The sequence below is a fragment of the Streptosporangium sp. NPDC000563 genome (genome assembly GCF_040299985.1).
Lineage (GTDB): Bacteria > Actinomycetota > Actinomycetes > Streptosporangiales > Streptosporangiaceae > Streptosporangium.
This window is the reverse complement of record NZ_JBEPDA010000018.1, coordinates 118447-137595: the sequence shown is the minus strand read 5'-3', so window position 1 is coordinate 137595 and position 19149 is coordinate 118447. Positions and strand designations below refer to the sequence as shown.

General features: G+C 71.6%; 19 protein-coding genes. 15 read left to right on the top strand and 4 right to left on the bottom strand.

What is annotated here, in order from left to right; genetic code table 11:
• Window position 1 precedes the first annotated feature (1 nt).
• Both ABT352_RS30515 and ABT352_RS30510 read left to right on the top strand, forming a co-directional pair.
• Window positions 2-967 carry an ankyrin repeat domain-containing protein gene (locus ABT352_RS30515; RefSeq protein WP_350948418.1) on the top strand — a complete coding sequence of 322 codons (966 nt, stop codon included), beginning with the start codon at window positions 2-4 and terminating at the stop codon, window positions 965-967.
• Window positions 968-1008: 41 nt separating this feature from the next.
• On the top strand, window positions 1009-1560 hold the full coding sequence (locus ABT352_RS30510) for a hypothetical protein (RefSeq protein ID WP_350948417.1): 552 nt from the start codon (window positions 1009-1011) through the stop codon (window positions 1558-1560).
• Window positions 1561-1573: 13 nt separating this feature from the next.
• On the opposite strand, the gene ABT352_RS30505 is transcribed toward ABT352_RS30510, so the two are convergent.
• From ABT352_RS30505 to ABT352_RS30495, 3 genes are read right to left on the bottom strand one after another with little or no spacing between them, the layout of a single operon-like run.
• Window positions 1574-2761: a M20 metallopeptidase family protein gene (locus ABT352_RS30505; RefSeq protein WP_350948416.1), complete on the bottom strand. Its 1188-nt coding sequence runs from the start codon at window positions 2759-2761 to the stop codon at window positions 1574-1576.
• Window positions 2758-3930, bottom strand: coding sequence for an amidohydrolase family protein (locus ABT352_RS30500; RefSeq protein ID WP_350948415.1), 1173 nt, complete (start codon window positions 3928-3930; stop codon window positions 2758-2760). Before ABT352_RS30500 ends, ABT352_RS30505 begins: the two co-directional genes overlap by 4 nt.
• Entirely contained in the window at window positions 3920-5209 is a 1290-nt protein-coding gene (locus ABT352_RS30495; protein WP_350948414.1) for a type I glutamate--ammonia ligase, read from the bottom strand. The genes ABT352_RS30500 and ABT352_RS30495 overlap by 11 nt, the downstream gene beginning before the upstream one ends.
• A gap of 101 nt (window positions 5210-5310) precedes the next feature.
• Between ABT352_RS30495 and ABT352_RS30490 the strand changes: the two genes are divergently transcribed.
• The 11 genes from ABT352_RS30490 to ABT352_RS30440 all read left to right on the top strand — a co-directional run bounded on the left by ABT352_RS30490 (window position 5311) and on the right by ABT352_RS30440 (window position 15496).
• Complete coding sequence (locus ABT352_RS30490; protein ID WP_350948413.1) at window positions 5311-5481, top strand: hypothetical protein; 171 nt, start codon at window positions 5311-5313, stop codon at window positions 5479-5481.
• A 184-nt stretch (window positions 5482-5665) separates the two neighbouring features.
• The gene (locus ABT352_RS30485; RefSeq protein ID WP_350948412.1) at window positions 5666-6973 is read left to right on the top strand and encodes an ABC transporter substrate-binding protein; all 1308 of its coding nucleotides are present in this window, start codon (window positions 5666-5668) and stop codon (window positions 6971-6973) included.
• Window positions 6970-7815, top strand: a complete 846-nt coding sequence (locus ABT352_RS30480) for a polysaccharide deacetylase family protein (RefSeq protein ID WP_350948411.1) — start codon at window positions 6970-6972, stop codon at window positions 7813-7815. The genes ABT352_RS30485 and ABT352_RS30480 overlap by 4 nt, the downstream gene beginning before the upstream one ends.
• Before the next feature lie 28 nt (window positions 7816-7843).
• Window positions 7844-9433: a gamma-glutamyltransferase family protein gene (locus tag ABT352_RS30475; protein WP_350948410.1), complete on the top strand. Its 1590-nt coding sequence runs from the start codon at window positions 7844-7846 to the stop codon at window positions 9431-9433.
• 71 nt (window positions 9434-9504) lie between these two features.
• A complete protein-coding gene (locus ABT352_RS30470; RefSeq protein ID WP_350948409.1) occupies window positions 9505-9771 on the top strand; it encodes an SDR family NAD(P)-dependent oxidoreductase in 267 nt (88 codons plus the stop codon).
• Complete coding sequence (locus ABT352_RS30465; protein WP_350948408.1) at window positions 9768-10508, top strand: ABC transporter ATP-binding protein; 741 nt, start codon at window positions 9768-9770, stop codon at window positions 10506-10508. Before ABT352_RS30470 ends, ABT352_RS30465 begins: the two co-directional genes overlap by 4 nt.
• The gene (locus ABT352_RS30460) at window positions 10505-11236 is read left to right on the top strand and encodes an ABC transporter ATP-binding protein (protein ID WP_350948407.1); all 732 of its coding nucleotides are present in this window, start codon (window positions 10505-10507) and stop codon (window positions 11234-11236) included. Before ABT352_RS30465 ends, ABT352_RS30460 begins: the two co-directional genes overlap by 4 nt.
• Window positions 11223-12098 (top strand): branched-chain amino acid ABC transporter permease, encoded by an 876-nt coding sequence (locus ABT352_RS30455; RefSeq protein ID WP_350948406.1) that lies wholly within the window; start codon window positions 11223-11225, stop codon window positions 12096-12098. Before ABT352_RS30460 ends, ABT352_RS30455 begins: the two co-directional genes overlap by 14 nt.
• A gap of 5 nt (window positions 12099-12103) precedes the next feature.
• Window positions 12104-13102, top strand: a complete 999-nt coding sequence (locus ABT352_RS30450; protein WP_350948459.1) for a branched-chain amino acid ABC transporter permease — start codon at window positions 12104-12106, stop codon at window positions 13100-13102.
• Window positions 13099-14424 carry an ArgE/DapE family deacylase gene (locus ABT352_RS30445; RefSeq protein ID WP_350948405.1) on the top strand — a complete coding sequence of 442 codons (1326 nt, stop codon included), beginning with the start codon at window positions 13099-13101 and terminating at the stop codon, window positions 14422-14424. Before ABT352_RS30450 ends, ABT352_RS30445 begins: the two co-directional genes overlap by 4 nt.
• A gap of 133 nt (window positions 14425-14557) precedes the next feature.
• Window positions 14558-15496, top strand: coding sequence for a MurR/RpiR family transcriptional regulator (locus ABT352_RS30440; protein WP_350948404.1), 939 nt, complete (start codon window positions 14558-14560; stop codon window positions 15494-15496).
• 58 nt (window positions 15497-15554) lie between these two features.
• On the opposite strand, the gene ABT352_RS30435 is transcribed toward ABT352_RS30440, so the two are convergent.
• On the bottom strand, window positions 15555-15959 hold the full coding sequence (locus ABT352_RS30435) for a hypothetical protein (RefSeq protein WP_350948403.1): 405 nt from the start codon (window positions 15957-15959) through the stop codon (window positions 15555-15557).
• Window positions 15960-16057: 98 nt separating this feature from the next.
• On the opposite strand from ABT352_RS30435, the gene ABT352_RS30430 reads away from it, so the two are divergent.
• Both ABT352_RS30430 and ABT352_RS30425 read left to right on the top strand, forming a co-directional pair.
• Window positions 16058-17029 carry a GlxA family transcriptional regulator gene (locus ABT352_RS30430; protein ID WP_350948402.1) on the top strand — a complete coding sequence of 324 codons (972 nt, stop codon included), beginning with the start codon at window positions 16058-16060 and terminating at the stop codon, window positions 17027-17029.
• Window positions 17030-17261: 232 nt separating this feature from the next.
• On the top strand, window positions 17262-18866 hold the full coding sequence (locus ABT352_RS30425; protein WP_350948401.1) for a M4 family metallopeptidase: 1605 nt from the start codon (window positions 17262-17264) through the stop codon (window positions 18864-18866).
• The last annotated feature ends 283 nt before the right edge of the window (window positions 18867-19149 follow it).

Sequence of the window (19149 nt, the reverse complement as noted above, 5' to 3'; positions counted from 1 at the left end):
AGTGGGCGAAGACGAATGGGCCGAGGACGTCGACGCGTGGCGTGACACCAACCTGGCGCAGATCCGCCAGCGGCTGGCGGACGGGTTCGACCCCGGCCGACGACTGCCGTGGCTGCGCACGACCCCCCTGCACCAGGCCGCCCAGGAGGGCGCCACCCAGGTGATCGAGCTGCTGCTCGCGTCGGGCGCGGAGGTCGACCCCGTCGACACCGACGGCGCCACCCCGCTGTGGGAGGCCGTCCGCCACGGCTGGGAGGACGCCGTACGAATCCTGCTCGCCGCGGGCGCCGACCCCTGGCGGCCGTGCATCGCGGGCCGCTCCCCCGGCGTCCAGGCCCTCTTCACCGAGATGGCCGACCTGTTCGCCCACCTGCCCGGGGCGCCCAGCGTGAGCCCCCGGTTCCGCGAACTCCAGGACACCGTCGACGCGATGATGTTCTCGTACGAGGACTACAACGAGGAACTGTGCCTGGCCTTCGTCGGCGAGGTGCCCGAGGACGAGGTCATCCGCCGCCTGGGCGTCGCGCCGGAGTCGTGCCCGCCGATGGGGATCGGTGAGCTGTGGGGCGCGGAGCAGGCCTCCCCCGTGGAGGTCCTGCGCGTGGCCAGCCCTCCGGGGGGAGGAGTGGTGCTCTTCCAGTCCGGTGGCATCCTGCCGGTTCGCGACGAGGTCGGGCGGGCGGTCACCTCGGGCGGCGGGGTGCTGGCCGGGGCGTTCCCGTCCACCAGCCCGTCGGTCGACATCTGGCGGGACGGGTTTCCCGCGGGACGGCCCTCGGTCCACGAGCAGCTCTCCGACGACAGCATGGTCGAGCTGTGGATGTGCCGCTTCGGCGACTGCGGCGCCCACCCCTCCACCGCCACCGAGCGGACCCTCGGCCTGATGACGCTGCTCACCTCCACCTACATCACCGAGGAATGGCTGTGGAACGCCCCGATGAGGCTGGTCCCGGTCATGCTGAGGTGACGGGACCGGGATCGCCGGGAAATGGGTAGAGTCGCACGACGATGAGAATGCACACGATCACCGCCCTGTGGGAAGAGGTCCCCGACGACGCCGACGACCTCGTCGTGGTGAGCGGCGGGTTCCGGATCTATCTGTGCGTGTGCGGCACCCGGCTGCCCGACCGGGCGGCGGCCGAGTCGCACGCCTCGGAGACAGACCAGTGCACCACCTGCCTGGGCACCACCGTCGAGGACATCGTGCCCGGCTTCTCCCAGCCGTGCACCGCCTGCGCCGGAACCGGCCGGCGCACGGTTCAGCTGACCTGGCAGCTCGCCCACCTCGAGGCCGAAAGTGTGATCACCGTCGAGATCGTCCGCGGCCTGATCTCCGGTCTCACCGAGCCGTTCCGGCTCTCGCAGGTGGCCGACCTGGTCCGCGACACCCTTCACCTCCCGGTGGGCCGTCTGCCGGTCGGCCCCCGGGTCCGCGACATCCTGCGCGGACTGGAGGCGAAGGGCGAGCTCGTGCTCGTCTCCGCCCCCGACGAGCTGCTTCGCGGCACCTCGGTCACCCTCTACCGCGACCCCTACTGGGAACACGCCACCGGCGGCTGAGCGCCCCTCGCGACTACGTCGTCTCCGCCGCCGCGAGGTATCCCGCCAGCATGGCCAGCGCGACATCGCGCACCGCGCCGTCGCCGGGCAGGAAGCCGGCGCTGTGCATGCGCACGTCCGTGCCGTCACCGACCCCGACGAACATCATCAGGCCGGGCAGCATGGCGGAGAGGTAGGAGAAGTCGTCGGCGCCGAAGGAGAGCAGCGGCCGCGAGAGCGCGAGGCCGAGGTGGTCCAGATGGGCACCTGCGCGGGTGGCGAGCCCGGGGTCGTTGCGCAGGACCGGCTCGCCCCGGGTGATGCTCACCTTGGCCTCGCAGCCGTGGGCCCGCGCGACCAGGTCCGCGACCTCCTCCAGCCGGGCGTGCACCTGGTCGCGGATGTGCTCGCTCAGCGCCCTGACCGTACCGCCGGCCGTGGCCTCGTCGGGGACGACGTTGGCCGCGCTGCCGGCCGCCAGTGTGGAGACGCCGAGGACCGCCGAGTTGGTCGGGTCGACGTCACGGCTGACCACCTGCTGCAGGGCGACGACGACGTGGGCGAGCGCGAGTACCGGATCCCTGGTCAGGTGCGGGTAGGCGGCGTGCCCGCCGCGGCCCCTGACCACGACCGTGAACTCGTCGGCGGCGGCGTTCACCGTACCCGGGGTGGCCGCGACCTCGCCGCGCGGCAGGGTGGGCTGGACGTGTGCGCCGATGACGGCGGTGATCCGGTGTTCCGCCAGTGCCGGCGACCGGGCGATGTCGTGGGCGCCGGAGGGATAGGTCTCCTCGCGTGGCTGGAGCATCGCGATCAGCGGGGGCGTGCCGACGGTCTCACCGACCGCGTGGCAGAGCGCCACCAGGGCGGCGAGGTGCACGTCGTGCCCGCAGGCGTGCATGCGGCCCGGCCTCGTGGACGCCCAGCCGACGCCGGTCCGTTCGGTGACCGCGAGCGCGTCGAGTTCGGCCCGCACGGCGACCGCCGGCCCTGGACCGCCGACGCGCACCAGCGCGCCCGTACCGGCCACCGCCTCCACCGGGTGTCCCGGCAGCTCGGCCAGGATCAGGTCGCGGGTCGGCCCCTCCTCCCCCGACAGGTCGGGGAGTGCGTGCAGTCGGCGGCGTAGCTCCGTCGCGGCGGGCAGCCGCCGCTCCAGCGCCGACCGGAGCCTGGCCGCGACGGAACCGGCGGCCGGGCCGCGGGCGACAGACTCGATCATTCGGCCGGTTCCAGACCGTAGACGCGCAGGGCGTTGCCGACACCGATCATGGTGGCCACCCGGACCGCCTCCTCCTCGGCCCACTCGCCGGCGTCGACCCACCCGCGCAGTGCCCGGCCGAGTCCGCGGCGGAACAGGTGGGCCCCCAGCATGTGCAGTTCCGCGGGGCCCCAGGCGTCCGACGAGAACAGGATCTTGGCGAACGGCGCGAGTTCCAGTGACTCGGCGATCAGCGCGTCCGACCGGCTGCCGGTGTAGTTGACGCCGAGACCGACGTCGAAGTAGACGTGCGGGAAGACCTGCGCGAGATAACCGGCGTTGCGATGGTAGGGATAGCAGTGCAGCAGCAGGACGTCCACGCCGTGCGGCTCGACGAGCTTCAGCCAGCGGGTGAGCAGCAGCGGGTCGCACATGTGCAGTTCCACGTCGGGGTCCCCGTAACCGGCGTGTAGTTGCAGCGGCAGCCCGCGCTCCACCCCCGCCCAGAGCCCGAAGCGGAGCAGCACCGGGTCGTCCACCCGCCAGTGGCCGCTCTCCTCACCGGCGGACAGCCAGCGGTCCGCCGCGAGGGCGACCTCCCGCTCCCCGGGCGGCGCCGGGTCGAAGGCGAAGCCGTGCCGGTAGGCGACGATGCTCTTGAGACCGACGGCGTCGGCGGTGCGGCGCTGGAGTTCCTCGCGGAACCGGCCCGGCAGCTCCGCGGCCGAGACCCCCGAGGCCGCCACCTGCTCCAGCACCCGCTCGATGCGGACCACCTCGTGCGCGGGCCGCCCCGACGCCTCCGCCATCCCGGCCGGGTCCAGGACGTCGTCGCCCCGGTAACCGGTCTCCAGCAGGAAGCGTCCGATACCGCTGGCGGCCAGCAGCCGCCGGTTCACCTCGGCGGCGCCGAGTTCGGTACGGCGCGCCAGGTAGTCCTCCGGTGCGGCGTGGGCGGGCAGGCCGAGGACCGGCGCGCACCAGCGGCGGATCGCGAAGCCGAGCTGGGAGTCGAACTGGGTCATGAACGCCGGGATCGGCCGGTCGGACTCGGTCACCAGCGTCTCGAACTCACCGCGGCCGAGGTCTCCGGAGGAGGCTCCGTGCACATGGTGGTCGACCAGGGGCAGGGTGGCGAGCACGCTCTCCAGACCGCCGGCCGCGCCCGCCGGGGAGCTCTCAGTAGACATCGGCGACCTTCCGGCAGAGCTCGTGGTCGGGCAGTCCCGCGACGTGGGCCAGTTCGCCCCGGCGCACGGCGAGGAAGGTGTGCAGCAGTTCGTGGGGGAACCAGCCGCGGGCGACCTCGTCGGCCTCCAGCGCGGCGAGCGCCTCGGGCAGGGAACCGGGAAGCGCGGGCTCTCCCGCCAGGTCGGCCTCGGCCGAGCTCTCCGGCCACACCCGGGCGTCCTCGGCACCGGCCAGTCCCGCGAGGCCCGCGCGGATCAGGACACCGAGCACCAGCCACGGGTTGGCGGTGGCGTCCGCGGCCCGATACTCCAGGTGGAGCTGGTCCGCGGGGTCGGCGTTCCCGATCTCGACGGTCGGCGCGATGCGCAGCAGCGCCTCGCGGTTGCGCTCGGCGAGGAAGACCCCGCCGGCGCTCCACCGGTGCGGAGTGAGCCTGAGGTGGGAGCCGACGCTGGGAGCCGTGACGGCCACCACCGCGCCGGCGTGTCGCAGGATCCCGGCCGCGAACCTGGCCGCGGTCGAGGAGAGCCTGCCGGGGGCTTCGGCGTCGAACATCACCGGGGCGCCACCGGCCTCGCGGAGCGAGAAGTGCACATGGACGCCGTTGCCGACGCCCGCGGGGTCGGCCAGCGGGACGAAGGTGACCGGGTGCCCGCGTCTGCGGGCGAGGTCGCGGACGAGTTCGCGCAGCAGGACCGCCCGGTCGGCGGCGACCATGCCGGGGGCGGGACGCAGGGTGATCTCGAACTGGCCGTCCCCGTACTCGGGAAGCCAGCTCTCCGGTTCCAGCCCGGCCTCCTCCAGCAGCGCGACCAGGTCGGTGCCGAACGGCTCGACGCCGCGCAGCCGCTGGAAGGAGAAGGGCGGCGCCTCCGCCTGGCCGCCGAGCATGAACTCGTGCTCGAAGGAGACGTTGATCTCCAGGCCCGCGATCTCCTTCAGGTCCTCCAGCGCGCGGGCGAGGAAGCCACGCGGGCAGCCGGGCCAGGGGCTGCCGTCCAGGCCGACCTGGTCGGCGAGGTAGAGCCGGGTGCCCGGCACCGGGCCGTCGTCCGGCAGGTCGACGGCCGTCGCGGGGTCGGGAAGCAGCCTCAGGTCGCCCACCGAGCCGAAGACGTTGTCGTCGACCAGCTGGCCGAAACAGGTCAGCGCCAGGTTGGCGGGGACCCATCCCACCCCGGTGCGCAACGTCTGCTCCAGCCGCGCCGCCGGGGTCGCCCGGCCGCGCACCTGGGCCGCGAGGTCACAGGTCGCCACGAAGGCGGTCCCTGTCGTCATCGGCTCTCTCCTCCCAGTCCGGTCCGCACCTCGCGTCCCGGCCGCCCTAAGTGAAACATACGATTCACATGTATGGTCAAGGCGACGGAATGAAACTTAGCATGCGTGTTACCCGGCAGCCCGGAAGAACGGCCAGGTCACACGCGTCGCCCCGGCAGGAGACCACTCCCGCCTCGGTGGCGCACCTGGACGCGTGTGACCCCGGGTCGGCGACCGCCGCCTTCGAGCACGCGCACCCCTTCCCGGCCGGGACGGCCCTGCCGCCGAGCTGATCCACGTTTTACGAGATCAGAGCGGCGGGACGGATCGAGTTTAAGTAACAAATCTTTTACAGCCCTAGTCTTTGCCGCAGTATGCAACGTACGTTTCAATCGTCGAAACTGACAGAACGGTGCAAAGCAGGCATGTCTCGCACGCGTTCGTCCCCTCGTCCAGCAGACGCAGAGAGGCTTCACCGTGGCCCGTTCCCCCTTCCTCCGTCCCCGGACGCCAGTCCGGGCGATCACCGCCGTCGCGGTGACGGGCGCCCTGGCGGCGCTCACCGCGTGCTCCTCGTCCACCTCCACCTCAGCGGCGGAGAACGGCGGTGAGGCCGGCACGAAGGAGATCCAGATCGGCCTGCTCGCCCCACTGACCGGAGCTCTGGCATCCGACGGCCTGGGCATGAAGCAGGGGGCCGAGCTCGCCGTCAAGCAGCTCAACGCGGCCGGCGGCGTCAACGGATACACGTTCAAGCTCAAGGTCGCGGACGTGCAGAGCCAGTCCAACGACGCGGTGACCAAGGGCGTGCAGACCCTCACCGACGACGAGTCGGTGAAGGCGGTCGTCACCGGCTACGCCTCCACGTCCAACTTCGAGATCGACGAGTTCGCCGCGGCGGAGAAGGTCTACCTGATCGGCGGCAACACCGCGCAGACCCAGGAGATCATCGAGAAGGACCCGGCGAAGTACCCCACCGTCTGGTCGATCACCCCCAACTACGACGCCTACGGCACCGAGCCGGTCGACCTGGCCGAGTCCTGGGCCGAGCAGGGGCTGTGGAAGCCGCGCGGCAAGTCCGCGTTCATCGTCCGCTCCGACAACCCCTACAGCGAGAGCATCGCCGACGGCCTGGTCAAGCAGTTCGAGGCCAAGGGCTGGACCATCGCCGGCCAGGAGAAGGTGCCGTTCGGCACGGTCAACGACTGGGGCACGGTCCTCGGGAAGATCCGCTCCGCCGACCCCGACTTCATCGTCAACACCGACTACCAGGTCTCCAACGAGGCCAGCTTCCTGCAGCAGTTCCTGCAGAAGCCCACCAACTCCCTGCTCTTCATGCAGTACGGCCCCAACCAGCCCCAGTTCTTCGAGCTGACCAAGCAGCAGGCCGAGGGTGTGCTGTTCAACAACCTCGCGGGCATGGTGCCCTCACCCGACTACGCGCCGGCCGCGCAGTTGCAGAAGGACTGGAAGGCCGAGTACGGGACCGACGACGTCGACCCGCAGGGCGTGATGACGTACGTGGAGACCATGATCTACGCCGACGCGCTGCGCGAGGTCGGTGACCCCGACGACGCGCTGGCGATCGGCGCCGCCATCGGCAAGAGCGACAGCGAGCGGGCCTCCGGGCGGATCGCGTTCGACCAGGCCACCCACCTGGCCAAGCAGGGCGACGACTACGTGCCGCTGCAGTCCTTCCAGTTCCAGGACGAGAAGCGGACGCTGATCGCCCCGGAGAAGTACAAGTCGGGCTCCTTCCGGCTCCCGCCGTGGATGAAGAAGTGACCTCGGCTCCCCTGGCGCTGCCGCAGGGCAAGCGGATGGCCGTGGCGCTCACCTTCGACTTCGACGCCCACTCCCCCTGGATGGGCACCCTGGGCCGCACCTCGCCGTCCTACCTCTCGCGTGGCGACTTCGGCGCCGAGCAGGGGGTGCCCCGGCTGCTGGAACTGCTCGGCCGCAACGACCTGCCCGCGACCTGGGCCACCCCCGGCCACGACCTGGTGACCTTCCCGCACCGCATCGAGCAGATCCTGGCGGCCGGGCACGAGATCGCCGCGCACGGCTGCTACCACGAGGTCGTGCCCGATCTGGGCCCCGACGAGGAGCGCCGGCTCATGGAGGTCGCGCTGCGCCAGCACGAGCAGGTCGTCGGGCACCGCCCCCGTGGCTACCGCTCGCCCGCCTGGGACTTCTCCGAGAGCACGCTGGGCCTGCTGGAGGAGTTCGGCTTCGACTGGGACAGCTCGCTGATGGGCCGGGAGTTCGAGCCCTACCGGCCCCGGCGGGTCACGGTGAACTACGAGTCGGCCAGCGAGTTCGGCCCGGAGAGCCGGATCGTGGAGATCCCCGTGTCGTGGTATCTCGACGACTGGCCCTCGGTGGAGTACGTCGCCGGGGTCTCCCCGCTGGGTTCCCACCGTGACATGGAAGACCGCTGGAACACCATCTTCGACTACGCCCACCAGCGGGTGCCCGGTGCGGTCTACGTGCTCACCATGCACCCGCAGACCATCGGCCGAGCCCACCACCTGCTCGTCCTGGAGGCGCTGATCGACCGGATGCTGGCGACGGGCGACGTCTGGTTCGCGACGCTGAGCGAGATCGCCGATGCCTGGCAGGGCTGAGCCCGGACCCGCCCGGGGAGCCGGCGGGATGGTCACCGCGCCCGACCCGAGGGCGGCGCGCGCGGGGGCGTCGATGCTGCGCGCCGGCGGCAGCGCCGTGGACGCGGCGGTCGCCACCGCCTTCGCCACCGGAGTGGTCGAGCCCTACATGAGCGGACTCGGCGGCGGCGCGTGGCTGGTGGTGCGCGAGCCGGACACCCCGGCCGCGACCGTCGTGTGCGGCCCGATCCGGGCCCCGGGCCTCGCGCACCCGCGGATGTTCCCGCCGGCGCCGTCCGCGACCGGCACCGGCCTGTACAACTGGCCGGCCGTGCGCGACGACGCGAACATCGTCGGCCCGCTGTCGGTGGGCGTCCCCGGAGCGGTCGCCGCCCTGTGCCGGGCGCACGCCAGGTTCGGCCGTCTGCCGCTGCCCCAGGTGCTCGCCCCGGCGATCGAACTGGCCGAGGCCGGACACGAGACCAACTGGTTCGCCTCCTCGGCGATCTGCGCCGAGGCCCGGACGCTGCGGGCCTTCCCCTCCTCCGCCGACCTCTTCCTGCCCGACGGCCTGCCGTTGCGCGGCCCGTCCCAGGGGCCGGGCGACCCGCTCGTCCAACCCCGGCTGGCCCGGGTGCTCCGTGAGATCGGCGCCGGCGGCGCCGACGCGTTCTACCTGGGCCGGGCCGCCCACGCGATCGCCACGACGGTCACCGAGGCCGGCGGGCTGCTGACGGCGGAGGACTTCGCCGGGTACACCGTCGACGAGTCCGAGGTCCTTCCCGTCGAGATCGGCCCGATACGGCTGTACGGCCCGCACGCCACCGGGGTGATCTCGGTGATCGAGGCGCTGCAACTGGTCGAGGCCGCCCGGCGGCGCGGGCTGGATCCGGGGGCCCGGCTGTGGGCACGGGTGCTGTCCCACGCGTTCGAGGACCGGCTGCGTGAGGTCACCACCTCATCGGAGAGTCCCGCGCCCTGGGCCCGGCTCGCCTCCCCCGAGTACGCCGACGAGACGGTGGCCCGCTGGATCGCGGGCCGGAACCAGCCACCCGCGCCTCCCGGCGGCTCCGCCAGGGCGGGATGCACCTCGCACATGTCGGCGGTCGACGACCAGGGCATGACGGTCTCGCTCACCCAGACGGTGCTCGACCTGTTCGGCTCCCGCATGGTGGAGCCGGAGACCGGCATCGTGCTGAACGACGGGATGATGTACTTCGACCCCCGTCCCGGCCGGGTGACCAGTGTCGCTCCGGGCGCGGCCGGGCTCAGCGCGGTCAGTCCCGTCGTACTGACCGGCCCCGGGAACGCCGAGGCGACGCTCGGCGCCTCGGGCGGGCGGCGGATCATCTCCGCCGTCGCCCAGATCGCCGCCCGCTGGCGTGACGGCGCGGACCTCCAGGAGGCGATCTCGGCGCCGAGGATCCACGCCGAGGGCGACCGCGTCTGGCTGGACCCGCGCGACGCGGGGGCCTCGGCCGACCTCTCCGCCGCCGGGTTCGACGTCCTCGTCGTCGCCGAGGAGCCCACCACCTGGCACTTCGCCCGGCCCAACGGCATCGCGCGGCGCGGCGGCGGGGCCTGGTCCCCCGGCGTCGACCGGATGAAGCCGTACGGGGTGGGTCTGCCCGGCGGATGAGACAGGCCGGCCGAGCCAGCCACCCGGCCCACCGACACCACGATTACCAGCGGATTGAGGGAGATATCGCGATGGCGAGCACTCTGACCGGGCGACGGGCCCTGGTCACAGGCGCGGCGGGCGGGATCGGCGCGGCCATCGCGCACCGCCTGCGCGCGGAGGGGGCGCAGGTCATGATCGCAGACGTCGACGTGGAACGCGGCACGCGTACCGCCGCGGAGCCGCCGGGGAACGGTAACGCCCCGGACGCCTCGTTCGTCAGCGGCGTGCTGCTCCCGGTCGACGGCGGTTTCCTCGCCCAGGGCGACTGGCGCGGGCCGGGGCGGGCCGCGTCGTGAACGCTCAGGTCATCCTCGCCGCGCACGAGGTCGGCAAGTCGTTCGGCAGCCTGCGGGCCGTCGACGGCGTCTCGATGTCGGTGAGGCGCGACGAGGTCTTCGGCCTGGCCGGCCCCAACGGCGCGGGCAAGAGCACGCTGTTCAACCTGCTCACCGGCATCCCGATCCGCCCCGACTCCGGAAAGGTGATCTTCGACGGCCACGAGATCCAGAACCGCTCGCCGCGCTGGATCGCCAAGGCCGGTCTCAAGCGCACCTTCCAGACCGAGGCCGTCTTCGAGTCGCTGAGCGTGCTGGAGAACGTCCGCATCGGCTCGGCGTACGGCGGCGCGGGCAAGGCCAGGCGCTGGGCCCCCGCCCGGTGCCGGGAGGCGCTGGACGCGGTGGAACTCGGCGGCGACCCGAACCGCCCGGCCGACGGACTCTCGCTGATCGACCGCAAGCGCCTGATGATCGCCGGTGCGCTGGTCAGCGGCCCTTCGGTGCTGCTGCTCGACGAGCCCGCGGCCGGCCTCGACCCGGCCGACCAGGACGCGCTGATCCGGCTGCTGGCCGGTGTGCGCGGCACGGGCGTCACCATGGTGATCATCGAGCACGTGCTCTCGGTGCTGGAGGCGCTCGCCGACCGGATGGCGGTCCTCGACAGCGGCCGGATCATCGTGACCGGCCGGCCCGCCGAGGTGCTGTCCGACCCGAGGGTCGTCGAAGCCTACCTGGGACCGGGGGCCGCGCGATGAGCGATCTGCTGACCGTGCAGAACCTCACCGCCGGCTACGGCCAGGCGAAGGTGTTGCGCGGCATCTCGCTGCGCGTCGGGGAGAACGAGGCGGTCGGGCTGCTGGGGCCGAACGGCCACGGCAAGACCACCCTGCTGCGCTGCGTCTCCAACCTGCACCGGGCCACCTCCGGCACGATCGCCTTCGCCGGACGCGACACCAAGGGCGAGTCCCCCGGCAGCCTGGTCAGGCGCGGGCTCGTCCACGTGCCGCAGGGCTCGCGGCTGTTCCCGCAGCTCACCGTGGAGGAGGCGCTGCGGCTCTCCGCGTCCTCCAGCGGCCACTCCTCGACCTGGCGGGACGGGATCGACCGGGTGTTCTCCGTCTTTCCCAAGCTCAAGGAACGGCGCCGGCAGCTCACCGGCACGCTCAGCGGCGGGGAACGCCAGATGGCCAGCCTCGGCATGGGCCTGATGGCCCGGCCCACGCTGCTGATCCTCGACGAACCCACGCTGGGCCTGTCACCCAAGGTCAAGCACGAACTGAGCGAGTGCATCGTGCGGGTCCGGGCCGAGGTCTCGTCGGTCGTCCTGATCGACGGCGACATGGACCTGGTGCTCGACCTGACCGACCGCTACCACGTCGTCCTGCACGGCGACGTGGTGGACAGCGGCGCCTCGGACGGCAGCCGCAGCCGCGACGAGATGATGTCGCTCTTCCTGGGAGGGACCGCCGATGGACGGCATTAGTGTCATCGTGACGAGCACGCTCGTCCTCGGCGGCCTCTACATGCTCATGGCGGCGGGGCTGACGCTGATCTGGTCCACGCTGCGGGTCTTCAACTTCGGGCACGGCGCGCTGATGATGTTCGGCGCCTACCTGACCTGGACGCTGCTGGACTCGACCGGGCTACCGGTCGCGGTGGCGCTGCTCGGCGCCGTGGCGGCGATGGCGCTGATCGGACTGGCCTACGAGTTCCTGCTGGTCAGCCCGTTCATCCGGCGGCCAGGAGGCGACATGCTGGTGATGGTCGCCACGCTGGCGGCCACGATGCTGCTGCAGAGCGGCGCCCAGCTGATCTGGGGTCCGGAGATCAAGCAGCTCCCGCCGTTCGGCGGCGCGCGCGTCGAGGTCGCCGGGGCGGTCGCCCAGGGCAGCCAGCTCGTCACGATCCTGCTCGCCCCGCTGCTGGTGGGCCTGCTCGCCCTGGTGCTCAAACGCACCGGCATCGGGCTGACCGTACGGGCGCTGGAACAGAACCGCGAGCACGCCCAGCTGCTCGGCATCGCACCGCGCCGGGTCTACGTCTTCGTGGTCGTGGTCGCGATCGGCCTGGCCACCGTGGCCGGGGCGCTGCTCGGCAGCATGCAGTTCATCTCCCCGGGCATGGGCGGCGACCCGCTGCTGCGGGCCTTCGTGGTGCTCGCCTTCGGCGGGGCCGGCAGCCTGGCGGGCACCATCGCCGGCGCGTACGCCATCGGCCTGCTCGAAGCCGTCACCACCTACTACTTCGGGCTCTCCTGGAGCCCGGTCCTGGTCTTCCTCGCGATGATCGTGATCATGCTGGTCAAACCCGAGGGACTGCTGCGGACCAAGGTGAGGAGCGCGTGAACGCCATGACCAACCTGCGCTCCTGGGCCGGCTGGCCGGTCTACGCGGCGGTCCTGGTGGCCCTGCCGATGGTCTTCACCGACCCGCACTCCCGGCTGCTGCTCATCCTCTTCACGATGTACGGCGTGCTCGCCATGAGCTGGAACCTCACCCTCGGTTTCGCCGGCATCTTCAACTTCGCCCAGATCGGGTTCTTCGGCATCGGCGCCTACACCACGGGCATCCTGGCCACCCGCACCGGCATCGACCCGTGGCTCGCCCTGCCGATCTCGGGGCTGTCGGCCCTGATCGCCTCGCTGGTGGCGTTCCTGCCGGTGCTGCGGCTGCGCGGCATCTACGTGGGCCTGGCCACGTACGTCTTCTCCCAGCTCTGCATCTACCTGGTGCTCGGGCAGGCGGGTCTGACCGGTGGATCCAACGGCATCGTCGGCATCCCCCGGCTCAGCCTGGGCGACGTCAACCTGCGGGCCGACGGCCGGATCGGCTACTACTTCCTCGGTGCAGCGCTGCTGTTCGCGGTAACCGTGCTGGTCCGGGTGCTGACCCGCTCGACCCTGGGCATGTCGCTGCTGGCACTGCGCGACAACGAGGCGCTCGCCACCAGCCGGGGCGTCTCCCGGGTGCGCCAGCACCTGATCGTCTTCATGGTCGGCGCGGCCGTGGCCGGGGTGGCGGGCAGCTTCAACGCCTTCCTCAACGGCGTGGTCAGCACCGACGTCTTCGGCTTCGGCTACCTGACCCTGCTGCTCAGCATGATCTTCCTGGGCGGCAGCGGCAGCGTCTACGGGCCGATCGCCGGCGCCGTGGTCGTCACCCTCGTCTCCGACGTGCTGCAGGACGCCGGGGCCTGGCGCGACATGGCGATCGCCATGCTGATCCTCGTGGTGCTCTGGATCGCCCCCAAGGGCCTGGCCGGCATCACGAACTCCGTCCTCGCCTCGCTGCGGCGGCCCCGTACCCCCGCTCAGGAACCACTTCCCACCACCTCGAAGGAGACCGCATGACCGCCGAACACGACGTGACCCGCCGGGTGCTGGAGCAGGTCGACCTGCTCGCCGAGCGGATGGTCTCCAGCCTGGCCGACGCGATCGCCATCCCCAGCGTGAACCCGCGCTACCCCGGCCAGGAGTACGACAAGATCGTCGGGGCGGAGGGCGACGTGAGCGCGCTGCTCGGCGACCTGTACGCCGAGGCCGGGGCCGAGGTCACCAAGGTCACCGTGGAGCGGGGCCGCGACAACGCCTGCGGTGTCGTCTCCGGCGCCGGTGGCGGCCGGTCGCTGCTGCTCAACGGGCACGTCGACGTGGTCCCGCCGGGCCGCCTCGACCGGTGGCGCGGCGACCCGTTCCGTGCCCAGGTCACCGACGACGCGGTGATCGGGCGCGGCGCGACGGACATGAAGGGCGGTCTGGTCGCCGCGGCCTACGCGGCCCTCGCGCTGCGCGGGGCCGGCGTGCGCCTCGCCGGTGACCTGGTCCTGCAGGGCGTCGTCGGCGAGGAGGTCGGCGACCACGAGGCGGGCACCACCGCGGTGCTGGAGGCCGGGTTCGGCGCGGACGCGGCCATCGTCTGCGAGCCGTCCGGGCAGGCGGGCACCCTGCCCGCGTCGGTGCCGGTGACGCCGGGCCTGCTCTGGTTCAGTGTCTCCCTGGAGGGCAAGACCGCGCACTCCGGGCTGCGGGGCATGACCGTGCACCCGACGCTGGAGGGCGACGCGCTCGGCGTCAACACCGTCGACAAGTTCTGGGTGGTCTACCAGGCGTTGCGCGCCCTGGAGGACGACTGGGCCCGGCACAACCGGCACCCGCTCTTCCCGCCCGGCTACTTCAACCTGCTGCCCGGTGTGCTGCGGGCCAACCCCTCGGGCATCCTGGTGCCCTTCTTCCTCGCCGACGAGCTGGTCGTGGAGTACTGCGTCTACCACCACCCCGACCGGTCCAACGAGGAGGTCATGGCCGAGATCGAGTCCCGGGTGATGGACGCCTGCCGCACCGACCCGTGGCTGCGCGAGCATCCGCCGGTGTTCGAGTGGAAGCTGCTCTGGCCGCCGTACTCGCTGCCCGACGACGCCCCGCTGAGCGCGGCACTGGTCGGCGCGCACACCACGGCGACCGGCGGGCAGCCGCCGCTCACCACCGGCTTCATGGGCGTGTGCGACCTGACCTGGATGGACCGCAAGGGCATCGGCGGCCTGGTGTACGGCCCCGGTGTCGGGTACACCGCGCACGCGGAGAACGAGTACGTGGAGATCGCCCAGTTGGTGCAGTCGGCGAAGACCTACGCGCTGACCGCGATCGACTGGTGCGGGCTCGCGGATGAGCGGTGAGCGGTGAGCGGTAGCCGGCCCCGGGCGGTCGGTGCGCGACCCGGGGGCGACGTTCTCATTTCGCACGGTTCGTGGCATGATCCCTACCTGCCGACGTGCCGCGCGAGCCGGCGGCCGTTTCGGAGGAGGCACCATGTCCGGCACCCCTGAGCCGCGCACCGTCGCGGCCCAGCTCCGCGATGTGCTGCCCAAGCTGCCCCGTGCGGAGCAGCGGGTCGCCCGCACCCTGCTCGCCGGCTACCCGACCGCCGGCCTGGAGCCGCTGGCGACCGTCGCGAGCCAGGCCCAGACCAGTCCGGCCACCGTGCTGCGGCTGGCCTACCGGCTGGGTTTCGAGGGCTATCCGGAGTTGCAGCAGGCGCTCAAGCGTGAGACCCAGCAGCGCTACTCCTCTCCCCTGGCCCAGTACGGCAGCGCCGAGGAGGACACCGGCCGGGTGCTGAGCCGGTCCCGCCGGGTGCTGCTGGACGCCACCGCCATGACCTTCGACCAGCTTCCCGAAGGGGAGCTGGTCAAGGCCGCGGAACTGCTCGCCGACCCCGGCCGCCGCATCTCGGCGGCCGGGGGCCGGTTCAGCACCATCCTGGCCCAGTACCTCATCGCCCACCTGCACCAGTTGCGGCCCAACGCGACCTACATCACCGGGTCCACCGCCGACCACGCCGCCCACCTGCTCGACATGGGCCGCCGCGACGTGCTGGTGCTCTTCGACTACCGGCGCTACCAGCGCGAGACGATCGCCTTCGCCCGCGCCGCGGCGGCGCGCAACGTGAAGATCGTGCTGCTGACCGACCCGTGGCTGTCGCCCGCCGCCGCGGTGGCGGACGTCGTGCTGCCCGCCCAGGTCCGCTCGCCCTCGCCGTTCGACTCGCTGACCCCGGCGGTGGCGCTGCTCGAAACGCTGGTCGCCGCCGTGGTCGAGCAGCTCGGCGAGGCGGGCAGGAGCCGGGTGGCCGAGTACGACCAGATGGCCGACGACGTGTTACGCGAGGGCGACGGGCCGCTTCCCCCGGCCGAGCCCGGCGCCGGGCCACCCCGCAGGACCCGGACGTCCGCGGAAACCCCGTCCTGACGGTGCCGACACCTCACCGCGCGCCTCGGTGATCTCCTCGGACACCGGCCGCGAGATCTCAGGACACGCAACCCGCGTACTCGTCGAGGCGCCGGAACATGACGGCCAGCATCAGCGGGAACATCGCCACGTGGGCGATCGTCATGAGCGACCCGCCGTCGATGAGCCCCAGCCAGAGCAGCGGGAAGAGCGGTACGACGGGGACGAACATGGCGGCGCACATCTCCAGGGTGGAGGCCCAGCCGTGGCCCCGGTAGCGCATCCAGGCGGCCATGCCGACGGACATGTCGAACGCCATCAACAGGTAGGCGAGTTCGGGCTGCCGGTCGTGGGAGAAGCCGAGCCCCACCGCGGACAGGAGCATTCCGAGAACGACCATTCCGACGAACATCGCGATGATCATCTCAACGTAGTGCCAGGCGAAGCGGCCCCATCGGCGGGCGGGCGGTGCTGTCTGTGTCATGGCCCAACTCTGTCGCCGCACCGATCACGCACCAAGGAAGGCGGTCGAACAGGTCCGGAAATCTGGGACTCCTGTCCGTTCTGGCATAGGGTCCCCTCATGGTCGAACGCCGTGTCGCCGTCATCGGGTACGACGCGGCGGAGTTGCTCGACATCGCCTGTGTGACCACGACCCTGGAGAACGCGAACCTGCAGGGTGCCGCTCCCGTCTACCGCGTGCGCCTGGCCACTCCCGGGGGAAGTCCCATCACCTGCGGTACCGGCCTCACGCTCCAGGCCCAGGAAGCGCTCGAACGGATCGCCGGGCCACTCGACACGCTCGTCGTGTCGGGAGGCATCGGACACGAGGCGGCGGCCGGCAACCGGTCGATCCTCGCTCATGTCCGTCGCCTGGCGCGGGAGAGCCGCCGCGTCGCGTCGGTGTGCACGGGCGCCGCCGTGCTGGCCGCCGCGGGCCTGCTCGACGGGCGGCGCGCCACCACCCACTGGCAGTCGGCGAAGGCCCTCGCCGCCCGTCACCCGAAGGTCGCCGTCGACCCCGCCCCGATCTTCGTTCGTGACGGTAACACCTACACGGCGGCCGGGGTCACCAGCGCCCTGGACCTCACCCTCGCCTTCGTCGAGGAGGATCACGGCGCCGAGCTGGCGCGGCGAGTGGCACGCGGTCTGGTGACCTACCTTCAGCGTCCGGGTGACCAGGCACAGATGAGCATGTTCACCGCCTCGCCCTCGCCCGAGAACAGCCTGGTCAGACAGGTTGCCGAGTACGTCACGACACACCTGGGCGCCGACCTGACCACGGTCGCGCTGGCGCACGGCGCGGGGGTGAGCGAGCGGCATCTGACCAGGCTGTTCCTGGAACATCTCGGCCAGACACCGGGACGGTTCGTGCGGCAGGCCCGCACCGAGGCCGCCGCGTACCTCCTGACCTCGACCTCTCTGCCGATGACCGGCGTGGCGATCCGCTGTGGGTTCGGGACGACCGAGACCCTGCGTCAGGCGTTCGTCGACCGGTACGGGGTTCCGCCCTCGCGATACCGGTCCACGGCGACATCCACCACACGGTCCTGACGCGCTCCAAACGCGGGCGGCCGTTCCCCATGTGGCGGCGGAGTGGCGTCCGCGCAGGTGAGAGCGCTCCAGCTGGTCCGCTCTCGTACGCGTATCAGCCCATATCACGACGTTATGGAACTTTGCGAGGTATTCAGCCGCCCATCTCGATGCCACCTTAAAAAAGCCCGGACTTCTTAGGGCTCCTTGCATCCCTCCTACCCCCCAAGGGACATCGAGAGGAATCACCCGCGTGAATCCGAAGGTCAAGCTTGGCGCCGTGGCCGTACTGGTCGTCGCCGCCATGACCACCCCCACGGCGGTGAACGCCGCCACCCCGGCGGACGCCGCCGCAGCCCGAACCGTGTCCGCCGAGCCGCCGGTGTACGCGCCGCCGGACGCGGAAGCTCGCAACCGCGCGGTCACCACCGCCAACGCGACCCTCGCCGCCAGGTCGGAAGCCGTCCTCAAGGGACAGAACGAGAAGTTCACCCTCACCAGGAACATCGCCGGTGCGTACGGCCTGCAGTACCTCACCTACGCGCGCACCTACCGTGGACTGCCGGTCTACGGCGGTGAGGTGATCGTCTCCACCGACAGGGCCGGAGAGCTCGTCGGGTCCGTGAGCTCGGGCCAGCAGTCCAGGATCACGATCGACGTCACGAGCAAGGTGGACGCCGCCACGGCGACCGCCACCGCCCGCGCGCAGCTGCCCGTCGTGGAGAGCGCGACCGCGCCCAAGCTGCTCGTGCACGCCACCACCACGACGCCCAGACTGGCCTGGGAGGTGGTCGTCACCGGCGCCACCGCCGAGGCTCCGAGCGTCCTGCACGTCTTCGTGGACGCCCTCGACGGATCGGTCTTCGACTCCTACGACGACGTGCACGCCGGAACCGGCAACAGCTACTACAACGGCAACCCGGTGACCATCCAGACCTCGGGCTCGGGCAGCTCGTACTCGATGACCGACACCACCCGGCCCGGCCTGCGCTGCGGCGGCCAGAACGGTTCGGCCTACACCGGGACCGACGACTCCTGGGGCAACGGCTCGGGCACCAACCTGGAGACCGCCTGCGTCGACGCCTTGTACGCGGCCCAGACGGAATGGAACATGCTCAGCGCCTGGCTGGGCCGCAACGGGTTCACCGGCTCGGGCGGCGCCTTCCCGGCCCGGGTCGGCCTGAGCGCCGTCAACGCCTACTGGAACGGCAGCTACACCAGCTTCGGGCGCAACTCGGCGAACACCCGGCAGGCCACCCCGATGGACGTGGTCGGCCACGAGTACGGCCACGGCATCTTCCAGTACTCCGGTGGCAGCGGGGGCAGCGGCAACGAGGCCGGTGGCCTGAACGAGTCGACCGGTGACATCTTCGGCGCGCTGACCGAGCACTACGCCAACCAGCCCGCCTCCCTCGACCCGCCGGACTACCTGGTGGGCGAGGAGGTCAACCTGACCGGCTCGGGCGAGATCCGCAACATGTACAACCCCTCGGCCAAGGGACACCCGAACTGCTACAGCTCCTCCATCCCCTCCACCGCGGTCCACGCGGCGGCAGGCCCGCAGAACCACTGGTTCTACCTGCTCGCCGAGGGCACCAACCCGGTGGGCAAGCCGGCCAGCACCGTCTGCTCGGGTCCGACGACCCTGACGGGCATCGGCATCCAGAAGGCCGGCCGGATCTTCCAGGCCGGGCTGAACACCAAGACCTCCCCGTGGACGCACGCCAAGGCGCGCCTCGCCACCGTGGCGGCCGCCAAGTCGCTCTACCCGGGCGGCTGCACCGAGGTGAACGCGGTCAAGGCCGCCTGGACCGCGATCAACGTCCCGGCCACGAGCAGCGAGGTGTCGTGTCCGTGACGTGAGGTGCTCCCCGCGCCGACGGTGACCTCCGGCCCTCGCGGACCCGGAAACCACCCTGGCGTGAGGACTTCCCCCCGGCCCTCGCGGGCACATCCGTGATGGCCGGGGAATCGCCCCGGCGTGAGAACTCTCCCCCGGCCCTCGCGGGTACACCCGCGAGGGCCGGATCACGCTCCGGGGCGCGAACCATGATTGGAAAGGCTACAAAGGGTACATACGCCCTGCTAAAAGCTGGAAAGCCGACCGAAGACGGGGAACGGGGCGGTCATGATGATCCTCA